The sequence below is a fragment of the Caulobacter sp. GW821-FHT09B08 genome (assembly GCF_059418225.1).
On the sequence record NZ_JBWKPL010000002.1, the window covers coordinates 758,744 to 776,699 of the forward strand.

At 69.6% G+C, this 17,956-nt stretch carries 20 protein-coding genes; 13 read left to right on the plus strand and 7 right to left on the minus strand.

Annotated elements, in window-relative coordinates; all coding sequences use genetic code 11:
- Positions 1-3 precede the first annotated feature (3 nt).
- Genes sufC through AC07OA_RS09840 form a run of 6 tightly spaced genes read left to right on the plus strand, consistent with a single transcriptional unit; the run spans position 4 to position 3,976 of the window.
- Positions 4-753, plus strand: coding sequence for a Fe-S cluster assembly ATPase SufC (gene sufC / locus AC07OA_RS09815; RefSeq protein WP_494663607.1), 750 nt, complete (start codon positions 4-6; stop codon positions 751-753).
- Complete coding sequence (sufD, locus tag AC07OA_RS09820; protein WP_494663608.1) at positions 753-1,784, plus strand: Fe-S cluster assembly protein SufD; 1,032 nt, start codon at positions 753-755, stop codon at positions 1,782-1,784. The genes sufC and sufD overlap by 1 nt, the downstream gene beginning before the upstream one ends.
- Positions 1,784-2,998: an aminotransferase class V-fold PLP-dependent enzyme gene (locus AC07OA_RS09825; protein ID WP_494663609.1), complete on the plus strand. Its 1,215-nt coding sequence runs from the start codon at positions 1,784-1,786 to the stop codon at positions 2,996-2,998. The genes sufD and AC07OA_RS09825 overlap by 1 nt, the downstream gene beginning before the upstream one ends.
- Before the next feature lie 7 nt (positions 2,999-3,005).
- Positions 3,006-3,353: an SUF system Fe-S cluster assembly protein gene (locus AC07OA_RS09830; RefSeq protein ID WP_494663610.1), complete on the plus strand. Its 348-nt coding sequence runs from the start codon at positions 3,006-3,008 to the stop codon at positions 3,351-3,353.
- 15 nt (positions 3,354-3,368) lie between these two features.
- Positions 3,369-3,776 (plus strand): HesB/IscA family protein, encoded by a 408-nt coding sequence (locus AC07OA_RS09835; RefSeq protein ID WP_494663611.1) that lies wholly within the window; start codon positions 3,369-3,371, stop codon positions 3,774-3,776.
- Positions 3,776-3,976, plus strand: a complete 201-nt coding sequence (locus tag AC07OA_RS09840) for a hypothetical protein (protein WP_494663612.1) — start codon at positions 3,776-3,778, stop codon at positions 3,974-3,976. Before AC07OA_RS09835 ends, AC07OA_RS09840 begins: the two co-directional genes overlap by 1 nt.
- Here AC07OA_RS09840 and AC07OA_RS09845 read toward each other — a convergent pair.
- From AC07OA_RS09845 to AC07OA_RS09860, 4 genes are read right to left on the minus strand one after another with little or no spacing between them, the layout of a single operon-like run.
- On the minus strand, positions 3,973-4,488 hold the full coding sequence (locus tag AC07OA_RS09845; RefSeq protein ID WP_494663613.1) for a CDP-alcohol phosphatidyltransferase family protein: 516 nt from the start codon (positions 4,486-4,488) through the stop codon (positions 3,973-3,975). The genes AC07OA_RS09840 and AC07OA_RS09845 overlap by 4 nt on opposite strands.
- A 26-nt stretch (positions 4,489-4,514) precedes the next feature.
- A complete protein-coding gene (locus AC07OA_RS09850) occupies positions 4,515-4,880 on the minus strand; it encodes a hypothetical protein (protein WP_494663614.1) in 366 nt (121 codons plus the stop codon).
- Between the two features lie 2 nt (positions 4,881-4,882).
- Positions 4,883-5,671 carry a lysophospholipid acyltransferase family protein gene (locus AC07OA_RS09855; protein WP_494663615.1) on the minus strand — a complete coding sequence of 263 codons (789 nt, stop codon included), beginning with the start codon at positions 5,669-5,671 and terminating at the stop codon, positions 4,883-4,885.
- Between the two features lie 27 nt (positions 5,672-5,698).
- On the minus strand, positions 5,699-6,259 hold the full coding sequence (locus AC07OA_RS09860) for a TetR/AcrR family transcriptional regulator (RefSeq protein WP_494663616.1): 561 nt from the start codon (positions 6,257-6,259) through the stop codon (positions 5,699-5,701).
- A 96-nt stretch (positions 6,260-6,355) separates the two neighbouring features.
- Between AC07OA_RS09860 and AC07OA_RS09865 the strand changes: the two genes are divergently transcribed.
- Both AC07OA_RS09865 and AC07OA_RS09870 read left to right on the plus strand, forming a co-directional pair.
- A complete protein-coding gene (locus tag AC07OA_RS09865; protein WP_494663617.1) occupies positions 6,356-7,342 on the plus strand; it encodes a glycosyltransferase family 9 protein in 987 nt (328 codons plus the stop codon).
- Between the two features lies 1 nt (position 7,343).
- On the plus strand, positions 7,344-7,739 hold the full coding sequence (locus AC07OA_RS09870; protein WP_494663618.1) for a DUF6165 family protein: 396 nt from the start codon (positions 7,344-7,346) through the stop codon (positions 7,737-7,739).
- 16 nt (positions 7,740-7,755) lie between these two features.
- Here AC07OA_RS09870 and AC07OA_RS09875 read toward each other — a convergent pair whose 3' ends face one another.
- The 3 genes from AC07OA_RS09875 to AC07OA_RS09885 are packed head-to-tail and all read right to left on the minus strand — an operon-like array spanning position 7,756 to position 10,550.
- Positions 7,756-8,871 carry an FUSC family protein gene (locus AC07OA_RS09875; RefSeq protein ID WP_494663619.1) on the minus strand — a complete coding sequence of 372 codons (1,116 nt, stop codon included), beginning with the start codon at positions 8,869-8,871 and terminating at the stop codon, positions 7,756-7,758.
- Positions 8,872-9,363 (minus strand): CinA family protein, encoded by a 492-nt coding sequence (locus AC07OA_RS09880; protein WP_494663620.1) that lies wholly within the window; start codon positions 9,361-9,363, stop codon positions 8,872-8,874. It lies immediately after the preceding gene.
- Between the two features lie 35 nt (positions 9,364-9,398).
- The gene (locus tag AC07OA_RS09885; RefSeq protein ID WP_494663621.1) at positions 9,399-10,550 is read right to left on the minus strand and encodes a bifunctional 2-C-methyl-D-erythritol 4-phosphate cytidylyltransferase/2-C-methyl-D-erythritol 2,4-cyclodiphosphate synthase; all 1,152 of its coding nucleotides are present in this window, start codon (positions 10,548-10,550) and stop codon (positions 9,399-9,401) included.
- 98 nt (positions 10,551-10,648) lie between these two features.
- Here AC07OA_RS09885 and dusB point away from each other — a divergent pair, with 98 nt between their 5' ends.
- From dusB to ntrX, 5 genes are all read left to right on the plus strand, one after another.
- A complete protein-coding gene (gene dusB / locus AC07OA_RS09890; protein ID WP_494663622.1) occupies positions 10,649-11,656 on the plus strand; it encodes a tRNA dihydrouridine synthase DusB in 1,008 nt (335 codons plus the stop codon).
- Complete coding sequence (locus AC07OA_RS09895) at positions 11,653-12,783, plus strand: two-component system sensor histidine kinase NtrB (protein WP_494663623.1); 1,131 nt, start codon at positions 11,653-11,655, stop codon at positions 12,781-12,783. The genes dusB and AC07OA_RS09895 overlap by 4 nt, the downstream gene beginning before the upstream one ends.
- Complete coding sequence (locus AC07OA_RS09900; RefSeq protein ID WP_494663624.1) at positions 12,780-14,201, plus strand: sigma 54-interacting transcriptional regulator; 1,422 nt, start codon at positions 12,780-12,782, stop codon at positions 14,199-14,201. The genes AC07OA_RS09895 and AC07OA_RS09900 overlap by 4 nt, the downstream gene beginning before the upstream one ends.
- 94 nt (positions 14,202-14,295) lie before the next feature.
- Positions 14,296-16,539, plus strand: a complete 2,244-nt coding sequence (locus tag AC07OA_RS09905; protein ID WP_494663625.1) for a sensor histidine kinase NtrY-like — start codon at positions 14,296-14,298, stop codon at positions 16,537-16,539.
- Positions 16,536-17,924 (plus strand): nitrogen assimilation response regulator NtrX, encoded by a 1,389-nt coding sequence (gene ntrX, locus AC07OA_RS09910; protein WP_494663626.1) that lies wholly within the window; start codon positions 16,536-16,538, stop codon positions 17,922-17,924. The genes AC07OA_RS09905 and ntrX overlap by 4 nt, the downstream gene beginning before the upstream one ends.
- Positions 17,925-17,956 lie beyond the last annotated feature (32 nt).

Below are 17,956 nucleotides of genomic sequence, written 5' to 3' on the forward strand. Positions count from 1 at the left end.
GGTATGCTCTCCATCCAAAACCTCCACGCCCGCGTCGAAGACAAGCCGATCCTGAAGGGCGTCACCCTCGAGGTGCCGGCCGGCGAAGTGCATGCCATCATGGGTCCCAACGGCGCCGGCAAGTCGACGCTGTCCTACGTGCTGACCGGCCGGGGCGGCTACGAGGTGACCGACGGCTCGGCCAGTCTGAACGGCGAGGATCTGCTGGACCTGGAGCCGGCCGAGCGCGCCGCCAAGGGCGTGTTCCTGTCGTTCCAGTATCCGCTGGAAATCCCGGGCGTTCCGGCCCTGACCTTCATCCGCACCGCCCTCAACGCCCAGCGCCGCGCGCGCGGCGAGGACGAGATCGCCGCGCCGGCTTTCCTGAAGCTGGCCAAGGAGAAGGCCGCGTCTCTGAAGATCGACTTCGAGATGCTCAAGCGCGGCCTGAACGTCGGCTTCTCGGGCGGCGAGAAGAAGCGGATGGAAATCTTCCAGATGGCGATGCTGTCGCCCAAGTTCCTGATCCTGGACGAGACCGACAGCGGCCTGGACATCGACGCCCTGAAGATCGTCTCCGAAGGCGTCAACGCCTTGCGCGCGCCTGATCGCGGCATGCTGGTCATCACCCACTACCAGCGCCTGCTGGACTACATCAAACCCGACCGCGTCCACGTGCTGGCCGCCGGCCGCATCGTCGCCTCGGGCGGTCCGGAACTGGCCCTGCAGCTGGAAGCCGAGGGCTACGACAAGTACGTCGGAGCCGCCGCCTGATGAGCCTGGCTTCCACCCTCAAGACCGGGGACCTGGCCCAGCTTCCGTCGCGCCGCGACGAGGACTGGCGCTGGACCGACCTGCGCGGCCTGATCCGCCAGGTCCCGCCGGCCTCCCCCGCCTTCGACGGCGACGTCGGGGATGGGCCTTTCGCGGCCCTGGCCGACGACACGATCCTGTTCGTCAACGGCCGCCAGAGCCACGCCGCCGCCAGCGGCGCGGGCGAGACCATCGCCCTGCGCTTCGTCTCGACCGGCGACAAGACCGGCCACGCGGCCAGCTACGCCATCGTCGTCGAGCCCGACACCAACCTGGTCCTGCTGGAAAGCCACGAGGCCAAGGCGGGCGGCTATCTGTCGGACGTGACCCTGGACATCGCCGTGGGCGAGGGCGCGCGCGTCGAGCGCATCGTGCTGGTCGAGGACGAGGCTGAAGCGGTCAACGTCGTCACCGCCGAGATCGACCTGTCTCCCGGCGCGACCTACGCCCAGACCGTGCTGACCACCGGCGCCCGTCGCCAGCGGATCGAGACGCGGGTCAACCATCCCGGCGCCCACGCCAGCGTGCGGTTGGACGGCGCCTATCTGCTGTCGGACCAGCGCCACGCCGACCAGACCACCGTCGTCACCCATGCCGGCGTCGACGGCGTCACCAGCCAGCTGACCAAGGGCATGGCCACCGATCAGGCGCGCGGCGTCTTCCAGGGCCGCATCGTGGTGACGCAGGGCGCCGACCAGACCGATGCGCGGATGGGCCACCATGCCCTGATCCTGTCGGACAAGGCCGAGATCGACGCCAAGCCCGAGCTGCTGATCTTCGCCGACGACGTCTCCTGCGCCCACGGCAACACCATCGGGGCCCTGGACGAGGACGCCCTGTTCTACGCCGAGCAGCGCGGCATCCCGACCGACGAGGCCAAGGCCATGTTGACGGCGGCCTTCATCGGCGAGGTGATCGAGCGCATCGAGCACGAAGGCGCCCGCGACGTCGCCCGCGCCTGGGCCTCGGCCAAGCTGGGGAGGGCGGACTGATGGCCTTCGACGCCGAACTCATCCGCGCCCAGTTCCCGATCCTGGCCCGCCAGGTGCACGGCAAGCCGCTGATCTATCTGGACAGCGCCGCCAGCGCCCAGAAGCCCGAAGCGGTGTTGGACGCCATGACGGGCCTCGCCCGCACCAGCTACGCCAACGTCCATCGCGGCCTGCACACCCTGGCCAACGAAACGACGCAAGCCTACGAGACCGCCCGCGAAACGGTCGCCAAGTTCATCAACGCCCAGCCGAACGAGATCGTCTGGACCAAGAGCGCCACCGAGGCGGTCAATCTGGTCGCCGACACCTTCGGCCGGTCGCTGAAGGCCGGCGACGAGATCGTGATCTCCGAGATGGAGCATCACGCCAACATCGTGCCCTGGCACTTCCTGCGCGAGCGCTACGGCGTGGTGCTGAAGTTCATCCCGGTCACCGACGATGGCCGGCTGGACCTGGAGGCCTACGAGGGCCTGTTGTCCGAGCGCACCAAGATGGTGGCTGTCACCCACATGTCGAACGTGCTGGGCACGGTGAACGACGTGCGGCGGATCGTCGACCTGGCCCACGCGGCCGGCGCCCTGACCCTGGTCGACGGCTGCCAGGGCATCGTCCACACCAAGGTCGACGTCAAAGCCCTGGACGCCGATTTCTACGTCTTCAGCGGCCACAAGCTCTACGGCCCCACCGGCATCGGCGTGCTCTATGGCAAGGCCGAGCGCCTGGCGGCCCTGCCGCCGTACCAAGGCGGCGGCGAGATGATCGGCTCGGTGTCGCTGGACAAGATCACCTATGCCGACCCGCCGCACCGCTTCGAGGCCGGCACGCCCGCGATCCTGGAGGCCGTCGGCCTGGGCGCGGCGGTCGAGTGGCTGAACGGCATCGACCGCGACGCGGCCCTGACGCACGAGCACGCGCTCTACCAGCGGGTCGTCGACCAGCTGGACGGCGTCAACGGCGTGCGGATCATCGGCACGGCGCCTGGCAAGGGCGCGGTGCTGAGCTTCGTGGTCGAGGGCGCCCACGCCCATGACGTGGCCCAGGTGCTGGACCGCTACGGCGTGGCCGTCCGCGCCGGCACCCACTGCGCCGAGCCGCTGATGAAGCGATTTGGCGTCACGTCGAGCGCGCGCGCTTCCTTCGCCCTATATAACACCGAGGCCGAGGCCGACGCGTTCGTCAGCGCGCTGGCCAAGGCCCGCAGTTTCTTCAGTTGAGCCGACCATGACCGAACCCGCCGCCGTCTCCGCGATCCCTCAAGCCGAGCTGGATCGTCTGACCGACCAGCTGATCGAGAAGCTGAAGACGGTGTTCGACCCGGAAATCCCGGTCGACATCTACGAGCTGGGCCTGATCTACAAGGTCGACGTCAGCGACGAGAAGGACGTGGCCATCGACATGACCTTGACCGCTCCCGGCTGCCCGGTGGCCGGCGAGATGCCGGGCTGGGTCAAGGACGCGGTCATGGAGATCAAGGACATCAAGTCGTGCCACGTCGAACTGGTGTTCGAGCCGGCGTGGGATCCCTCGCGGATGAGCGACGAGGCCAAGCTGCAACTGAACATGTTCTAGGCTGGTTCAAACCCCATGGAAGTCGCCGTCACCCCCCGTCCGCGCCGCCCGCGCCCCAAGGTCGTCACCCTGACGCCGGCCGCCGCCGCGCGGGTGAAGGAGATCATGGACCGGAAGGCTGTCGAAGAGCCGGGTAAGCCCTATGCCGGCTTGCGGGTAGGCGTGAAGAACGGCGGCTGCGCGGGCTCGGAATACATCTTCGAATACGCCGCCGAGAAGGGGCCGATCGACGAGGTGGTCGAGGACCAGGGCGTGACCATCCTGATCGATCCCAAGGCCGTGCTGTTCCTGATCGGCACCACCATCGACTACGAGACCACCAAGCTGTCGTCCAAGTTCGTGTTCAACAACCCGAACGAGACCGACGCCTGCGGCTGCGGCGAGAGCGTGACGATCCAGCCGGCGGCCGAGGCGCTGGACTGATGCTGGCCAAGACACCCTCCTGCGTCGAGTGCGGCTTGCCGTGGGGCGCGCCGGCCTTCCGTCACGAAGACGAAGCGCCGCTCTATTGGTCGGATACCGGCCTGCTGTGTTCGGCGACCTGCGCCCAGAAGCATTTCGCCCAGCGCCGGGAGGACGGGACCTTCGTGGCCGTGCCGGCCGAGTGCCCGGTCGAGGTCTAGGCGCGAAAAGCAGGTAGAGCGCGGCGTCCATAGACGACGATGCTGACCGCCGACAGACAGGCGCTAGCGGCCAGCGCCCACAGCCCGGCCTTCGCCGTATCGAGCGGCGCGAGCAGCAGCGACACCCCCAGGAAGTTCAACGCGATCTTCGGATACTCGACGGCCGTCAGGTCGAAGTCGCGGCCGGGCAAGGCCTGCTGCAGGCCGGCGACGGCGAAGTTGCGGGCGATCAGCACCAGGGGCGCGGCGATCCAGGCGTCGGGAAAGGCCCCGACCGCGATCAGGCAGGCCAGGCTCGTCAGGGTCAGCAGCCGGTCGGCCAGCAGGTCCAGCATCGCCCCTAGGGCCGAGGTCTGCCCCAGACGCCGCGCCAGCTGCCCATCCAGCACGTCGGTCGCGCCGGCTCCCAGGAAGAGGGCGGTCGCCCACCAGCCGCCGAGCCCCGACAGGATCGCCGCCGCCAGCAGCGGCAACAGCAGGATCCGCAGCAGAGTGACGAGGTTGGGGATCATGGCGGCCTCTCTGCTCGAGCTTTGCGTCAGATCCAGTTTCCGGTGATCTGCATGACTCCCAGAAACCCGAGAAGCCAGGTCAGCGGAACCTGAGGCAGGGCGAACATCGCGGCCGGAATCCTGTAGCCCTTCGCCAAGACGATGATCGTCAGGCCGATGGCGATGCTGGCGTGAAATGCATACCAGAGCGCGTCGAGCGCCCAGGCAGGGTGAATGGGCCGCGCACCGGGCTCTATCCGAAACATCTCCCCCACGACTCCGTCGAACAGCGGCGGCAGGGTTGAGGCCAGCACGAGCGGAACCAGGATCGGACGAGGGCGCTGACCCAGCCATCGCGCCGCGAAATAGATCACGAGCGCCAGGACGGCCTCGACGAGGACCAGCGTCAGCATGATCAGGCGACCGCTTCGGCGGCGCTCGCCGCCACGTTCTTCCGCCCGTTCCACTCCACCAGCACCGACGGCTTGACCGGCTGGCCGGTGGCCTGGGCTATCAGCTGGTTGGTGCGGGTCTCGATGGCGTCCTCCATCGCCGCCATGAACTCGGCCTTGGCCCGGCCCTGGGGCAGGGGCGGCAGGAACTCGATGGTCGCCACACCCGGGGTCTTGGCCTTCTCGGTCTGCCTCCAGAAACAGCCCAGGTTCGTGGCCACCGGCACCACCGGCAGGCCGAAGTCCTGGCTCATGTGGTAGACGCCCGTGCGGTAGCGGAACCGCTCGCCCGGCGCGGCCAGGTGGCCCTCCGGATAGATCAGGATGCGACGCCCCTCGGCGGCCACCTGGGCGGCGCTCTTGGACAGGGCCGCGCGGGCTTCGGGACCGCCGCAGCTGTCGACCACGATGGCCCCGAACTTCCGCAGGATCTGGCCGACCAGCGGGAACTTCTCCAGGTGGTCGCCGGTCACGAACGACAGGTTGTCGACATGGGCGAACATCACGAAGCCGTCGCCCCAGCTATGGTGCTTGGCGGCGATGATGAAGGCGCCCTTGGGCAGGTTCTCCTGGCCCTTCACCTCCACCTTCACCCCGGCTAACACCCGCAGGGCCCACAGCATGCGGCGGCTATAGGTGCGCAGGGCGAGGGTCACCGCGCCGCGTCCCGGCAGCAGGGCCCCGAAGGCGGCCGACAGGCCGTAGAAGATCGACAGAACCCAGTAGTAGACGTTGAACAGCGCGCTGCGCATGTCGGTGTCCTTAAGGTGGCGGGTCGGTTAGCGGGCTTGCAGGACTGCCTGGACGGCGGCCGTCATCAGGGGAGCATGAGCCGAAAGGGCGTCCTCGCCCAGGCGGCCATAGGCCTTGTTCTGGGCGGTCTGGGTGATCACGCCGATGGCCATGGCGGCGATCACGCGCGGATCGCCCGGCGGCAGCTCCGTGTCCATCATGGCGCGCTTGACCAGGTCCTCGACCATGGTCACCGGGTCCTGGCCGTCTTCCTGATAGTAGGGCAGGAAGTGGTGCAGCTGCAGCAGGTGGAAGGCGAACAGCAGCCAGTCCTCGTCGGCCACGGTGCAGTAGGCGCGGACCACAGCGGCGGCCTTGGCCTCGATCCCCTGGGCCATGCCGGCGTTGACGGTGATCAGGTCCGACAGCCGGCGGTGCGTGGCCATGAACAGGCCCAGGGCCAACTCGTCCTTGCTCTTCCAGTGGCGGTAGATGGCGCCTTCCGACACCCCGGCCTTGGCGGCGATCAGCTTGGTGGTGGCCGCGTCGACGCCCCGGTCGACGAAGACCTCCAACGCGGCGCGTTCGATCTTGGGCTTGGCGTTCATGACGGGGAAGCTAGCACGGCGTCGGCATGATGCAAGTGATTACTCACATTTGGGTTCCGCGTTGACCTCGGCCGGGGCGGCGGCCTATGGCGGGCCATGGTCCAGACGATCCTGATCTATTCCATGGGCGAGGTGATCGGCGACGGCCTGATCAAGCTGCCCTTCATCGCGGGCCTGCGCGCGGCCTTTCCCGAGGCCCGGATAACCTGGTGCGCCGCCAAGGGCGACACCGTCTATGCCGGACCGCTGAAGGCCGTGGTCGCCGGCTATGTCGACGAAATCCTGACAGACGGCCCGACCGGTGTGAGCGCGCTAGACGCGTTGCCATGGGTCAAGCCGTTCGGCGGGCGGACCTTCGACCTGGTGATCGACACCCAGGAGAACCTGCGTCGCACGGTCGTGGCTCGCCGCGCGGCCAAGGGCCGGTTCGTCTCGGCCGCTCATCAGGCGCGCAAGGACGGCTGGCCCGCCGCCGTGGTCGACCGCCTGGCCCGGCTGCTGGCCCTGGCCACCGACGGCGCCGCCGCGCCGCGCGCCCTGGCCCTGACCAACCCCGACGCCATCTCCGCCGCCAAGGCGCTGCTGCCCACGGCGCACTACGGTGGCCCCGTCTATGTGGGCCTGGCGCCCGGCGCCGGCGGCCAGGACAAGCGCTGGCCGCTGGAGAACTATCTGGAGCTGGCCCGCCGGATCGAGGCCTCGGGCCGCAAGGCGGTGTTCTTCTTCGGTCCCGACGAGGCCGCCGACGCCCAGGCGGCGCGCGAGGCCGTGCCCACGGCGCTGTTCCCGGAAAAGGACCGCACCGACGGCCATCCGAACGTGAAGGGGCCTCTGCTGGCCATCGCCCTGGCCGGCCGCCTGACCGCCGCCGTGGCCAACGACGCCGGTCCCGGCCACATGCTGGCGGCCGGCGGCGCGCCTTTGCTGTCGCTCCAGAAGGACCATCGCAAGGCCGTGAAATTCCGCCCCGCCGCCCAGCGTCTTGAACTGCTGGTCGCGGAGGACTACGGGCAGGACATGGCCGCCCTTCCACTGGACGTGGTGGACGCGGCCCTGCAGCGCCTGATCGCCGGAGTTTCGTAGCATGCCCATCCTCGCGCCCATTTCCGCCGGCGAGTTGATCGACAAGATCACCATCCTGCGAGTGAAGGCCCAGCGCATCAACGACCCCGCCAAGGAGGCCAACGTCCAGGCCGAGCTGGCCCTGCTGGAGGCCACCGCCGGCCGCGAGCTGACGCCGTCGCCCGAGCTGGAGGCGCTGACCAGCGAGCTGACCGAGATCAATGCGGCCCTGTGGGACATCGAGGACGGCAAGCGCGACTGCGAGCGCCGCCAGGACTTCGGTCCCGACTTCGTGGCCTTGGCGCGCCGCGTCTACATGGACAACGACAAGCGCGCCGCTGTGAAGCGCAAGATCAACATGCTGGCGGGCTCGGAGATCGTCGAAGAGAAGAGCTACAAGCCGTACATGGCCGGCTAAGAGGGCGGGTAGGGCCTCAGCCCCGCTTGCTCGCCGTCTCCTCGACGCGCTCCTCGAAGTCGCCGAGGTTGCCGAACAGGTTCTCGATCGCGAACACCAGGCCGAAAACCCGGGCGGCGTCGTCGAAGCCGAGGGCACGCGTGCCGCCGCCCTCGCGCAGGGTCTCGACGGCCGACTGGAAGGCCTGGTGCGCCTGAGCGAAGGCCACGCGGTCGGGGCGCGTTCCGCCCGACAGCTGGTCCGCGCTGGCCCGCAGGAAACCGGCGCTGGCGTTCAGCATGGCCGCGGACGGCAGGGCCAGGCCCGGCGAGGGGAAGGCCTCGCGCAGGGCTCGGCCGATCATCACGCAGTCGTTGCGCAGCCTCCACAGGGTGCGGGGCAGGGCCTCGGTCACCGAGTGGTCGCTCAGCCGACTGGCGCTCTCGCGGTCGGCCTCGGTCATGGCCGTCTGCAGCTTGGACAGGGCCTTGAGGGTGTCGTCGTAATGGGCGCGGGCCTCCAGATCGGTCTCGCCGCCCTTCAGCTTCAGGGCGTAGTGCTCCAGGAGTTCGGCCAGCAGGCCCGCCACCTTCTCGGCGTTCTCCACCACCGAGGCATGGGCCCGGGCTGGGAAGATCAGCAGGGTGGCGGCGATGCCGACAACGCTGCCCACCGTGATCTCCGCCACACGCAGGAAGGCCGCGACCAGCGGATCCATGTGAGTGGTCGTGCCGATCAGCATGATCACGGCGGTGATCGGAGCCACCTTGAAGGCCGGTCGCACGGCGGCCAGGAAGGCCAGGAGTGCGGCGGTGACCGCCAGAATCGGTCCGCCCGCCTCCGGGAAACGGGCATGGATCATGGCCGCGCCGGCCCCGACGACGGCGCCGACCGCCGTGCCCATCAAGCGCTCGATAGAGGCGGTGATCGTCGCCCCGAGGTTGCCCTGGACGATGATCACGGCGGTGAACACCGCCCAATAGCCCTGGGGCAGGCGCAGCAGGGTGGCCAGGGCGTAGGCGGCGACGACTGCCGACGACACCCGCACGGCATGACGCCACTCGCTCTGGCGGGCGGCCGCCTTGGCCAGGGCGGCGCGCGACAGCCCCACCCCGACGAACCGCCGCCAGTCGCTGGGGGCGGTCTCGGGCATCTAGGCCACCGCCTCGCGCAGAATCTCCAGCGCCGTGCGCACGGCGGCCAACTGCACCGCCTCGCGGGTCTGGCCGTCGAACCGCTCGTGGCGGTGGACGACCGAGCGGTTAGCCCGGGCGACGGCGAAATGGACCGTGCCCACGGGCTTCAACGGCGAGCCGCCTCCGGGACCGGCGACGCCGGTGATCGACACGGCAACGTGGCCGTTGCTAGCCTCCAGCGCCCCCTCGGCCATCATCCGCGCCACCACCTCCGACACCGCCCCGTGGTCGGCGATCAGGTCGCCGGGCACGCCCAGCATCTCGGACTTGGCGCGGTTGGTGTAGGTGACGAAGCCGCGCTCGAAGACGTCGGACGCGCCGGAGATGGCGCAGATCGCGCCCGCCACCAGCCCCCCGGTGCAGCTCTCGGCCGTGACCAGCCGCAGGGACTTCTCCCGCGCCTCGTCGATCAGCAGGCGGGCCAGGGTTTCGATTTCGAGGGGAAACATCGGCGCCTCCTGCGTCGGACGATCTTGTCTGAAAGTCAGGCCGGCGTCTCGACCACGGCGATGGCCTGGGCCGCCAGGCCTTCGCCACGGCCGGTGAAACCCATGCCCTCGGTGGTGGTGGCCTTGACGCTGACCCGGTCGAGCGGAAGGTCCAGGATCTGGGCCAGGCGCTCGCGCATGGCCGCCCGGTGCGGCTTGATCTTGGGGCGCTCGCAGATCAGCGTCACGTCCACATTGACCAAGCTTCCGCCACGCTGCCGGACCAGATTGACGGCATGGATCAGGAACTTGTCCGAGGCCGCGCCCTTCCATTGCGGATCGGTGGGCGGGAAGTGGTCGCCGATGTCGCCTTCGCCGATGGCGCCCAGGATGGCGTCGGTCAGGGCGTGCAGCCCCGCGTCGGCGTCGGAGTGGCCGATCAGGGTCTCGTTGTGGGCGATCTCGACGCCGCACAGCCAGACCGACTCGCCGGGACCCCAGCGGTGGGCGTCGAAGCCCTGGCCCATGCGGGTGATCCGCGCGCGGCCCGCCAACTGCTCGGCCATGGCGAAGTCCTCCGGATAGGTCAGTTTCATCAGCATCGGGTCGCCCGCAACCACGACGACGCGGCCGCCGTCGCGTTCCACCACCTGGGCGTCGTCGGTGGGCTCGTCCGGTCCGGGCCAGGCCGCATAGGCCGTGGAAAGACGGTTCCGACGGAAGGCCTGAGGGGTCTGGGCCCGCCAGAGATTGTCACGCGGTTTTGTGACGAGCCCCGAGTCGGCCGCCGCGCTTTTCAGCGTATCGGCCACGGGCATGGCCGGAATCGCGCCATCGGCCTGGACCAGCCCTTCCAGCACGCGAGCGATTGTTGCGGCGCCGAGGAAGGGGCGGGCGGCGTCGTGGACCAGCACCGGCTCATCGTCCGGACGATCCTCCAGCAGCGCCAGTCCGGCGCGGACCGAGAGCGCCCGAGTCGCGCCGCCAGCCGTGGTGGTCCAGCCCGTCAGCCCCTTCAGGGCCTCGTTCAAAACCTCGCGGGCCTGGGGATCGGCCACGATCACCAGCTTTTGCGCCCCGGCGGCCAGCAGGGCTTCGACCGACCAGCGCAGCGTCGGTTTGCCCGCCACCACGCGCCATTGCTTAGCCTGGCCGGGCCCGGCTCTGGTACCGGAACCAGCGGCGACGATGACGGCGGAGAAGGTCATTGTGGCTGTTTAGCCGCATGCCCGAACTTGTCCAGAGATGCGGGCTTTACTGCGTCGCACAATGTGCCTAAAAAGAGTGCGGTGGGGATGCATATAAAATGAGCAACAGTCTCGCAGTCGGCAAGGTCGAGGTGCCTGGGCGTGTGTGGATCGCGCCGATGACAGGCGTTTCGGATCTGCCCTTCAGAGAAACCGCCACGCGCCTGGGCGCGGCCTATGTGGCGACGGAAATGGTGGCCTGCGCGGAATTCGCGAAGGGCCGCCCCGACGTGGTGCGCCGCGCGGCGGTGGGCGAGGGCCTGCCGCTGATGGTGGTGCAACTGGTCGGCCGCGATCCGGGCTTCATGGGGCAGGGCGCGCGGATGGCCGCCGACGCCGGGGCCCAGATCATCGACCTGAATTTCGGCTGCCCCTCCAAGATGGTCACCGGTGGCGTCGCCTCGGGCTCGGCCCTGATGCGCGAGCCGGATCTGGCCGAGGCCCTGGTGGCCGCCGCCGTCCAGGCCGTCGACGTGCCCGTCACCGTCAAGATGCGCCTGGGCTGGGACGACGACAGCCGCAACGCCGCCGACATCGCCCGCCGCGCCGTCGAGGCCGGCGCCCAGGCGATCACCGTCCACGGCCGCACCCGCTGCCAGTTCTACAAGGGCGAGGCCGACTGGGAGGCTGTCGCGGCCGTCAAGGCGGCGGTCGGCGTGCCCGTGCTGGTCAACGGCGACATCGTCGACGGCGACACCGCCCGCCAGGCGTTGGAGCAGTCCGGCGCCGACGGCGTGATGATAGGGCGCGGCGTCTATGGCCGTCCTTGGATCGCCCAGGCCATCGAGGCCGCGCTGGACGGCGAGGGCTTCCGCGAGCCGGACGCCGAGGAGCGCCTGGCCATCGTCGTCACCCATTTCCGCCGCAGCCTGGACTTCTACGGCCAGGACCTGGGGCTGAAGATGTTCCGCAAGCATCTGGCCTCGTACATCGAAGCCGCGCCCTGGCCCGCCGACGAGGCCGCGCGCCGCGCCGCCCGGGCCGGCCTGTGCCGGCTGGAAGACCCCGCCGCCATCGAGGACGGCCTGGCCGCCCTGTGGCTGAGCGACTGGAGGCTGGCCGCATGACCGATCACGCCCGCATCGCCTCGGCCAAGATCGCCGAGAGCCTGAAGATCGCCGCCTTCGACCTCAGCCCGGAACCGGCCCTGGTGGTCGACCGGGAAGGCGCCCTGGTGGCCGTCAACGAGGCCGCCGAGGCCCTGTTCGGTCAGGGCCTGTCGCTGCTGGCCCGGGGCCGGTTCCGCGCCGCCCTGCCGCCCGGTTCGGTGCTGGTCTCGATGATGGACCGCGCCCTGTTCGAGGGCGCGCTGGTCCGCGAGCACGGGGTCGAGGTCAATCTGTTCGGCCAGCCGCCGTTCGAGGCCGACGGGGCCGCCGCGCCGCTGGGCGATGGTTCGGTGCTGATGACCCTGCACGTCAAGGGCGTGCTGGGCGTCGAGAAGGCCAACGACGCGGCCGGCCTGCGCTCGGTGGTGGGCCTGGGCAAGATGCTGGCCCACGAGATCAAGAACCCGCTGGCCGGCATCCGCGGCGCGGCTCAGTTGCTGAAGACCGGCGCCACCGCCGCCGACCAGCCGCTGGCCCAGCTGATCATGGACGAGACCGACCGCATCCGCCGACTGGTCGACCGCATGGAGGCCTTTTCCGACGACGTCCCGGCGCCGCGCGGCGCGGTCAACATCCACCAGGTCCTGGACCGGGTCCGCGCCCTGGTGGTCAACGGCGTCGCCGACGGCCTAGCCCTGCAGGAGCACTACGACCCGTCGCTGCCCGACGTCTGGGGCGACGAGGACCACCTGATCCAGGTGTTCCTGAACCTGGTCAAGAACGCCGCCGAGGCCGCTCACATGCGCGGCGACGGCCAGGGCATACTGTCGATTCACACCGCCTGGCGCCCCGGCGTGCGGGTGCGCGGAGCCGACGGCAAGGCCTCGGCCAGCGCGCCCATCGAGATCCGCGTCCAAGACAACGGCCCCGGCGTGCCCGCCAGCCTGCGCGACCACCTGTTCCAACCGTTCGTCACCACCAAGGCCAACGGCACGGGCCTGGGCCTGGCCCTGGTCACCAAGCTGGTGACCAGCCACGGCGGACTGATCGACTTCGAATCCGAGCCCGGCCGCACGGTGTTCCGCGTGCTGCTGCCGATGGCCACCGGAAAGCTTGCCCCCTCCACTGGAGACGCCCACGCATGAACGCCGCCAGCAAGAAGATCCTGATCGCCGACGACGACAGCTCGGTGCGCCTGGTGCTGAGCCAGGCCTTCACCCGGCTGGGCTATCAGGTGCGGGCGACGGGCAACGCCACGACGCTGCTGAAGTGGGTGATGGACGGCGAGGGCGACCTGGTGGTCACCGACGTGATGATGCCCGACGAGAACGTGTTCGACGTGCTGCCGCGCATCCGCAAGGAACGGCCCAAGCTGCCGATCATCGTGATGAGCGCCCAGAACACCCTGCTGACGGCGGTCAACGCCGCCGACGCGGGCGCGTTCGAATATATCTCCAAGCCCTTCGACCTGGACGACGTCACCGCCGCCGCGCGCCGGGCCCTGTCGCGTCCGGCCGACGCCGAGGCGTCCAAGGCCCAGGCCCGGGCCATGCGCGACGAGCGTCTGCCGTTGATCGGCCGCTCGGCGCCGATGCAGGAGGTCTACCGCACCATCGCCCGCCTGGTCGGCGCCGACCTGACGGTGCTGATCCTGGGCGAGAGCGGCACCGGCAAGGAGCTGGTGGCCCGCGCCCTGCACGAGCTGGGCCGTCGCCGTGACGGCAAGTTCGTGGTCATCAACCTGGCCGCCGTGCCGCGCGAACGGGTCGAGACCGAGCTGTTCGGCCGCGGGGAGGGCGACCAGGGCCGGCTGATCGAGGCCGACGGCGGCACCCTGTTCCTGGACGAGATCGGCGACATGCCGCTGGACGCCCAGACCCGCCTGCTGCGCGTGATCGACGGCACCGAGCCGGTGCTGAACCCCAAGACCGGCCGCCGGCCCAATGTGCGGATCATCGCCGCCACCAACCGCGACCTGCGCGGCCTGATCCAGCAGGGGCTGTTCCGCGAGGATCTGTTCTTCCGCCTCAACGTCGCGCCGGTGCGCCTGCCGCCGCTGCGTGACCGGGCCGAGGACATCCCGGACCTGGCCCGCACCTTCCTGCTGCGCGCCAACCGCGAAGGTCTTCCCGCCAAGACCATCGATTCCAGCGCTCTCGACCGGATGAAGACCCACGCCTGGCCCGGCAACGTGCGCGAGCTGGAGAACCTGATCCGCCGGATGTGCGCCCTCTATGCCGAGGAGCTGATCACCGCGCGCATCGTCGACCGCGAACTGCAGGACCACACGCCCACCACCCACGCCGACGAGGGTCCCGTCACCCTGGCCAGCCTGGTGGAGCGCCACCTGTCGTCGCACTTCGCCGACCAGCCCGACGGCGTGCCGGCGGCGGGTCTCTACGACCGGGTGCTGCAGGAGGTGGAACGGCCGCTGATCCAGCTGACCCTGTCGGCGACACGCGGCAACCAAGTGCGGGCCGCCGAAATCCTGGGCTTGAACCGCAACACCCTGCGCAAGAAGATCCAGGACCTGGGCGTGGAGATGACGCGCGGGCGGCGCTGATCAGGTGCGGTTGCACCTGATGCATTTTCGACGCTGACGCTTAATTGGCACATACCTGTTGAGTTTGGGGCACACCTCCCCTTAGACTTGCTCAATGGCGTCCGTTCCGTCCGTGTTGGAGCTTGCAGGACCGCCGACCCGGTTCAGCCGGGCCTGGTGGCGGGATCTGCTGACGTCGCGCTACACGCTCGGCGGCGCGTACGGCCTGGCCGTCGCCCTGACCGCCACCGCCGTCGCCCTGGCCTCGTCGCCGCCCACCAGCGGGCCCATCGGACCGGCCACCACGGGCATCCTCGTGGTGCTGAGCTTCAACCTGGCCCTGATCCTGTTCGTCGCCGGCGTGGTCGGTTGGGGACTGTTGGAGCTGGTCGACGCCCGGGCCAGCGACGCGGGCGCCCGCCTGCACCTGCGATTCGTCGGCCTGTTCTCGGTGGCCGCCGTGGCCCCGGCCGTGATCGTGGCCCTGTTCTTCGGCGTGCTGGTCAACCGGGGCGTCGAGAGCTGGTTCAGCGCCCGGGTCACCACGGTGGTCGAGAACTCGGCCAAGGTGGCCCGCTCGTATGTCGAGCAGCAGAAGAACTACATCGGCGAACACATCAGCCCGATGGCCAACGACCTCAACGAGGCCGCCCCGGCCTTGGCTCAGTCGCCGGTCGCCTTCGGCCACTACCTGACCGACCAGACCCTGAACAACGGCTTCACCGCCGCCTACGTGCTGGACCGTGACGGCCGCATCCTGGCCAGGGCCGAGACCGAAAAGGCGCCGCCGTTCCTGGCCCCGCCGCCCTCGACCTTCCGCGCCACCGACACCGGCGACGTCTCGGCCGAGCAGTTCGCGTCGGAGGACCTGTTCCGCGCCCTCTATCGCCTGAAGGGCTTCCCGGACGCCTATCTCTACATCGTGCGCGGAGTGGACGAGGGCATCATGGCCCACCTGAAGGAGACCGAAGCCTCGCTGGTCTCGTACCGCGACGCGGCCCACAATCGCGCCCGGATCCAGGTGATCTTCGGTCTCAGCTACATCGAGACGGCGCTGCTGGTGCTGGTGGCGGCCGTCTGGGTGGGGATCGCCGCCGCCAATTCGATCGCCGCCCCGGTCTCGGGCCTGGTGCAGGCAGCGGGCCGGGTCTCGGCCGGCGACCTGGACGCCCGGGTCGACGTCGAGATCGGCCCCGAGGAGATCCGCGCCCTGTCGGTGGCCTTCAACATGATGACCACCGACCTCCAGGCCCAGCAGGCGGCCCTGAAGGTGGCCAGTCTGGACGCCGAGCAACGGCGGCAGTTCATCGAGACGGTGCTGTCGGGCGTCAGCGCCGGCGTGGTGGGCCTGGACGCCGAGGGGCGCATCACGGCCCTGAACCGCCGGGCCGGCGAGCTCCTGGCCCTCACCGACGAGGCCGTCGGCCAGCCGCTGGACCAGGCCGCGCCCGAGCTGGAGCCGGTGCTGCGCGAGATCAGTGAGGGCCGCGCCAACGCCGAGGTCGAGATCGACCTGATGCGCGGCGGCGAGACCCGACGCCTGCGCTTCCGCGGGGCCGGCCACGCGGCCGAAGGCCTGGTGCTGACCTTCGACGACATCACCCGCCTGATGGCCGCCCAGCGCAACGCCGCCTGGAAGGACGTGGCCCGCCGCATCGCCCACGAGATCAAGAACCCGCTGACCCCGATCCAGCTGTCGGCCGAGCGCATCCGCCGAAAGTACCGCAAGGACATCACCAGCGACCTGGAAACCTTCGACCGCTGCACCGATACGATCATCCGCCAGGTGGGCGACATCGGCCGGATGGTCGACGAGTTCTCGGCCTTCGCCCGCATGCCCGCGCCGCGCTTCGCGCCGGCCGATCTCGCCGAAATGCTGCGCCAGGCCGTGTTCGCCCAGCGCTTCGTCGACGCCGACACCGAGGTGGTGCTGGAAGAGCCGGGAGACGCGGTCTGGGTCAGCTGCGACGCGCGGATGGTGGGCCAGGCCCTGACTAACATCCTCAAGAACGCCGGCGAGGCCGTGGGCGCGCGCCGCCTGGCCTCGCCCGAGCCGCCCGGCCGGATCGTCGCCAGCCTGGTCTCCGACGACGAGCACCTGTGCCTGGTGGTCGAGGACAACGGCGTGGGCCTGCCCGCCAAGGACCGCGACCGCCTGACCGAACCCTATGTGACTACCCGCGAGAAGGGCACCGGCCTTGGGCTGGCGATCGTCAAGCGGATCATGGAGGACCATGAAGGCGAGCTGGTCCTCACCGACGCGCTGGAAGGGACCGGCGCCCGGGTCATCCTGAAGTTCCCCACGACCGCGCGGCTGAACGCCGCCAACGCCCAGAACGGCGTAGAGGAGATGATATGAGCGCTGACGTGCTTGTGGTCGACGACGAGGTCGATATCCGCGAACTGGTGGCCGGCATCCTCGAGGATGAGGGCTACGGCGTGCGCGTGGCGGCCGACTCCGACCAGGCGCTGGCCGCCATTCGGGCCCGCAAGCCCGCCCTGCTGGTGCTGGACATCTGGATGCAGGGCGGGGGCATGGACGGGCTGGAACTGCTCGACATGGTCAAGTCGCTGGATCCGGACCTGCCGGTGATCATGATCTCGGGCCACGGCAACATCGAGACCGCGGTCAGCGCCATCAAGCGCGGCGCCTACGAGTTCCTGGAAAAGCCCTTCAAGTCCGACCGGCTGCTGCTGGTGGTCGAGCGGGCGCTGGAAGCGGCCAATCTGAAGCGCGAAAACCGCCGCCTGCGCGTGCAGAGCTTCAGCTCCGACGGCCTGATGGGCAAGTCGGCGGCGGCCCAGGCCCTGCGCCAACTGATCGCCAAGGTCGCCCCGGCCAACAGCCGCGTGCTGGTCTCCGGCCCGCCCGGCTCGGGCAAGGAGTTGGTGGCGCGGCTGATCCACGGCTCCAGCAGCCGCTCGCGCAGCGAGTTCGTGGCCGTCAGCAGCGCCGGCATGGCCCCCGAGCGCCTGGACGTCGAGCTGTTCGGCGAGGAAGGCGAGGGCGGTCGCCCGCGCAAGATCGGGGTGTTCGAGCGGGCCCATGGCGGCACCCTCTATCTCGACGAAGTGGCCGACATGCCGCGCGAGACCCAGAGCCGCATCCTACGGGTGCTGGTCGAACAACGCTTCCGCCGGGTGGGCGGCGACAACGACGTGCAGGTGGACGTGCGGGTGATCTCCTCCACCTCGCGCGAACTGCGCGAGGAGATCGCCGCCGGCCGCTTCCGCGAGGACCTGTTCCACCGCCTGAACGTGGTGCCGGTGCGCGTGCCGGGTCTGTCGGAGCGCCGCGAGGACATTCCGGAGCTGATCAGCTACTTCGTCGACCGCGTCTGCGAGGCCACCGGCCTGCAGCGTCGCCGGCTGGGCGAGGACGCATTGGCCACCCTTCAGGTCCAGGCCTGGCCCGGCAACGTCCGCCAGCTGCGCAACAACGTCGAGCGGATGCTGATCCTGGCCTCGGGCGAGCCCGGCGACTTGATCACCGCCGAGATGCTCAACGCCAACGAAGCGCCGTCAGGCGGCAACGCCGGGGCCATCGGCGCCGAGCGGATCATCGCCCTGCCGCTGCGCGAGGCCCGCGAGCTATTCGAGCGCGAATATCTGAACGCCCAGATTCTGCGTTTCGGCGGCAACATCTCGCGCACCGCCAACTTCATCGGCATGGAGCGCTCGGCCCTGCACCGAAAACTCAAATCCCTCGGCGTCGCGGGTGCGCGAGTCGAAGAGGAAGAGTAGGGCTCTTCCAAACTCGGTTGGATTTGAGGATC

Bases quoted from the DNA above. Each gene is read 5' to 3' on its own strand.
- AC07OA_RS09875 (WP_494663619.1), bottom strand. From the start codon at position 8,871: ATGCCCGAGACCGCCCCCAGCGACTGGCGGCGGTTCGTCGGGGTGGGG.
- AC07OA_RS09860 (WP_494663616.1), bottom strand. From the start codon at position 6,259: ATGAACGCCAAGCCCAAGATCGAACGCGCCGCGTTGGAGGTCTTCGTC.
- AC07OA_RS09845 (WP_494663613.1), bottom strand. From the start codon at position 4,488: ATGATCCCCAACCTCGTCACTCTGCTGCGGATCCTGCTGTTGCCGCTG.
- AC07OA_RS09830 (WP_494663610.1), top strand. From the start codon at position 3,006: ATGACCGAACCCGCCGCCGTCTCCGCGATCCCTCAAGCCGAGCTGGAT.
- AC07OA_RS09900 (WP_494663624.1), top strand. From the start codon at position 12,780: ATGAACGCCGCCAGCAAGAAGATCCTGATCGCCGACGACGACAGCTCG.
- AC07OA_RS09905 (WP_494663625.1), top strand. From the start codon at position 14,296: ATGGCGTCCGTTCCGTCCGTGTTGGAGCTTGCAGGACCGCCGACCCGG.
- sufC (WP_494663607.1), top strand. From the start codon at position 4: ATGCTCTCCATCCAAAACCTCCACGCCCGCGTCGAAGACAAGCCGATC.
- AC07OA_RS09850 (WP_494663614.1), bottom strand. From the start codon at position 4,880: ATGCTGACGCTGGTCCTCGTCGAGGCCGTCCTGGCGCTCGTGATCTAT.
- AC07OA_RS09855 (WP_494663615.1), bottom strand. From the start codon at position 5,671: ATGCGCAGCGCGCTGTTCAACGTCTACTACTGGGTTCTGTCGATCTTC.
- AC07OA_RS09895 (WP_494663623.1), top strand. From the start codon at position 11,653: ATGACCGATCACGCCCGCATCGCCTCGGCCAAGATCGCCGAGAGCCTG.
- AC07OA_RS09870 (WP_494663618.1), top strand. From the start codon at position 7,344: ATGCCCATCCTCGCGCCCATTTCCGCCGGCGAGTTGATCGACAAGATC.
- AC07OA_RS09885 (WP_494663621.1), bottom strand. From the start codon at position 10,550: ATGACCTTCTCCGCCGTCATCGTCGCCGCTGGTTCCGGTACCAGAGCC.
- AC07OA_RS09825 (WP_494663609.1), top strand. From the start codon at position 1,784: ATGGCCTTCGACGCCGAACTCATCCGCGCCCAGTTCCCGATCCTGGCC.
- dusB (WP_494663622.1), top strand. From the start codon at position 10,649: ATGAGCAACAGTCTCGCAGTCGGCAAGGTCGAGGTGCCTGGGCGTGTG.
- AC07OA_RS09865 (WP_494663617.1), top strand. From the start codon at position 6,356: ATGGTCCAGACGATCCTGATCTATTCCATGGGCGAGGTGATCGGCGAC.
- AC07OA_RS09880 (WP_494663620.1), bottom strand. From the start codon at position 9,363: ATGTTTCCCCTCGAAATCGAAACCCTGGCCCGCCTGCTGATCGACGAG.
- ntrX (WP_494663626.1), top strand. From the start codon at position 16,536: ATGAGCGCTGACGTGCTTGTGGTCGACGACGAGGTCGATATCCGCGAA.
- AC07OA_RS09840 (WP_494663612.1), top strand. From the start codon at position 3,776: ATGCTGGCCAAGACACCCTCCTGCGTCGAGTGCGGCTTGCCGTGGGGC.
- sufD (WP_494663608.1), top strand. From the start codon at position 753: ATGAGCCTGGCTTCCACCCTCAAGACCGGGGACCTGGCCCAGCTTCCG.
- AC07OA_RS09835 (WP_494663611.1), top strand. From the start codon at position 3,369: ATGGAAGTCGCCGTCACCCCCCGTCCGCGCCGCCCGCGCCCCAAGGTC.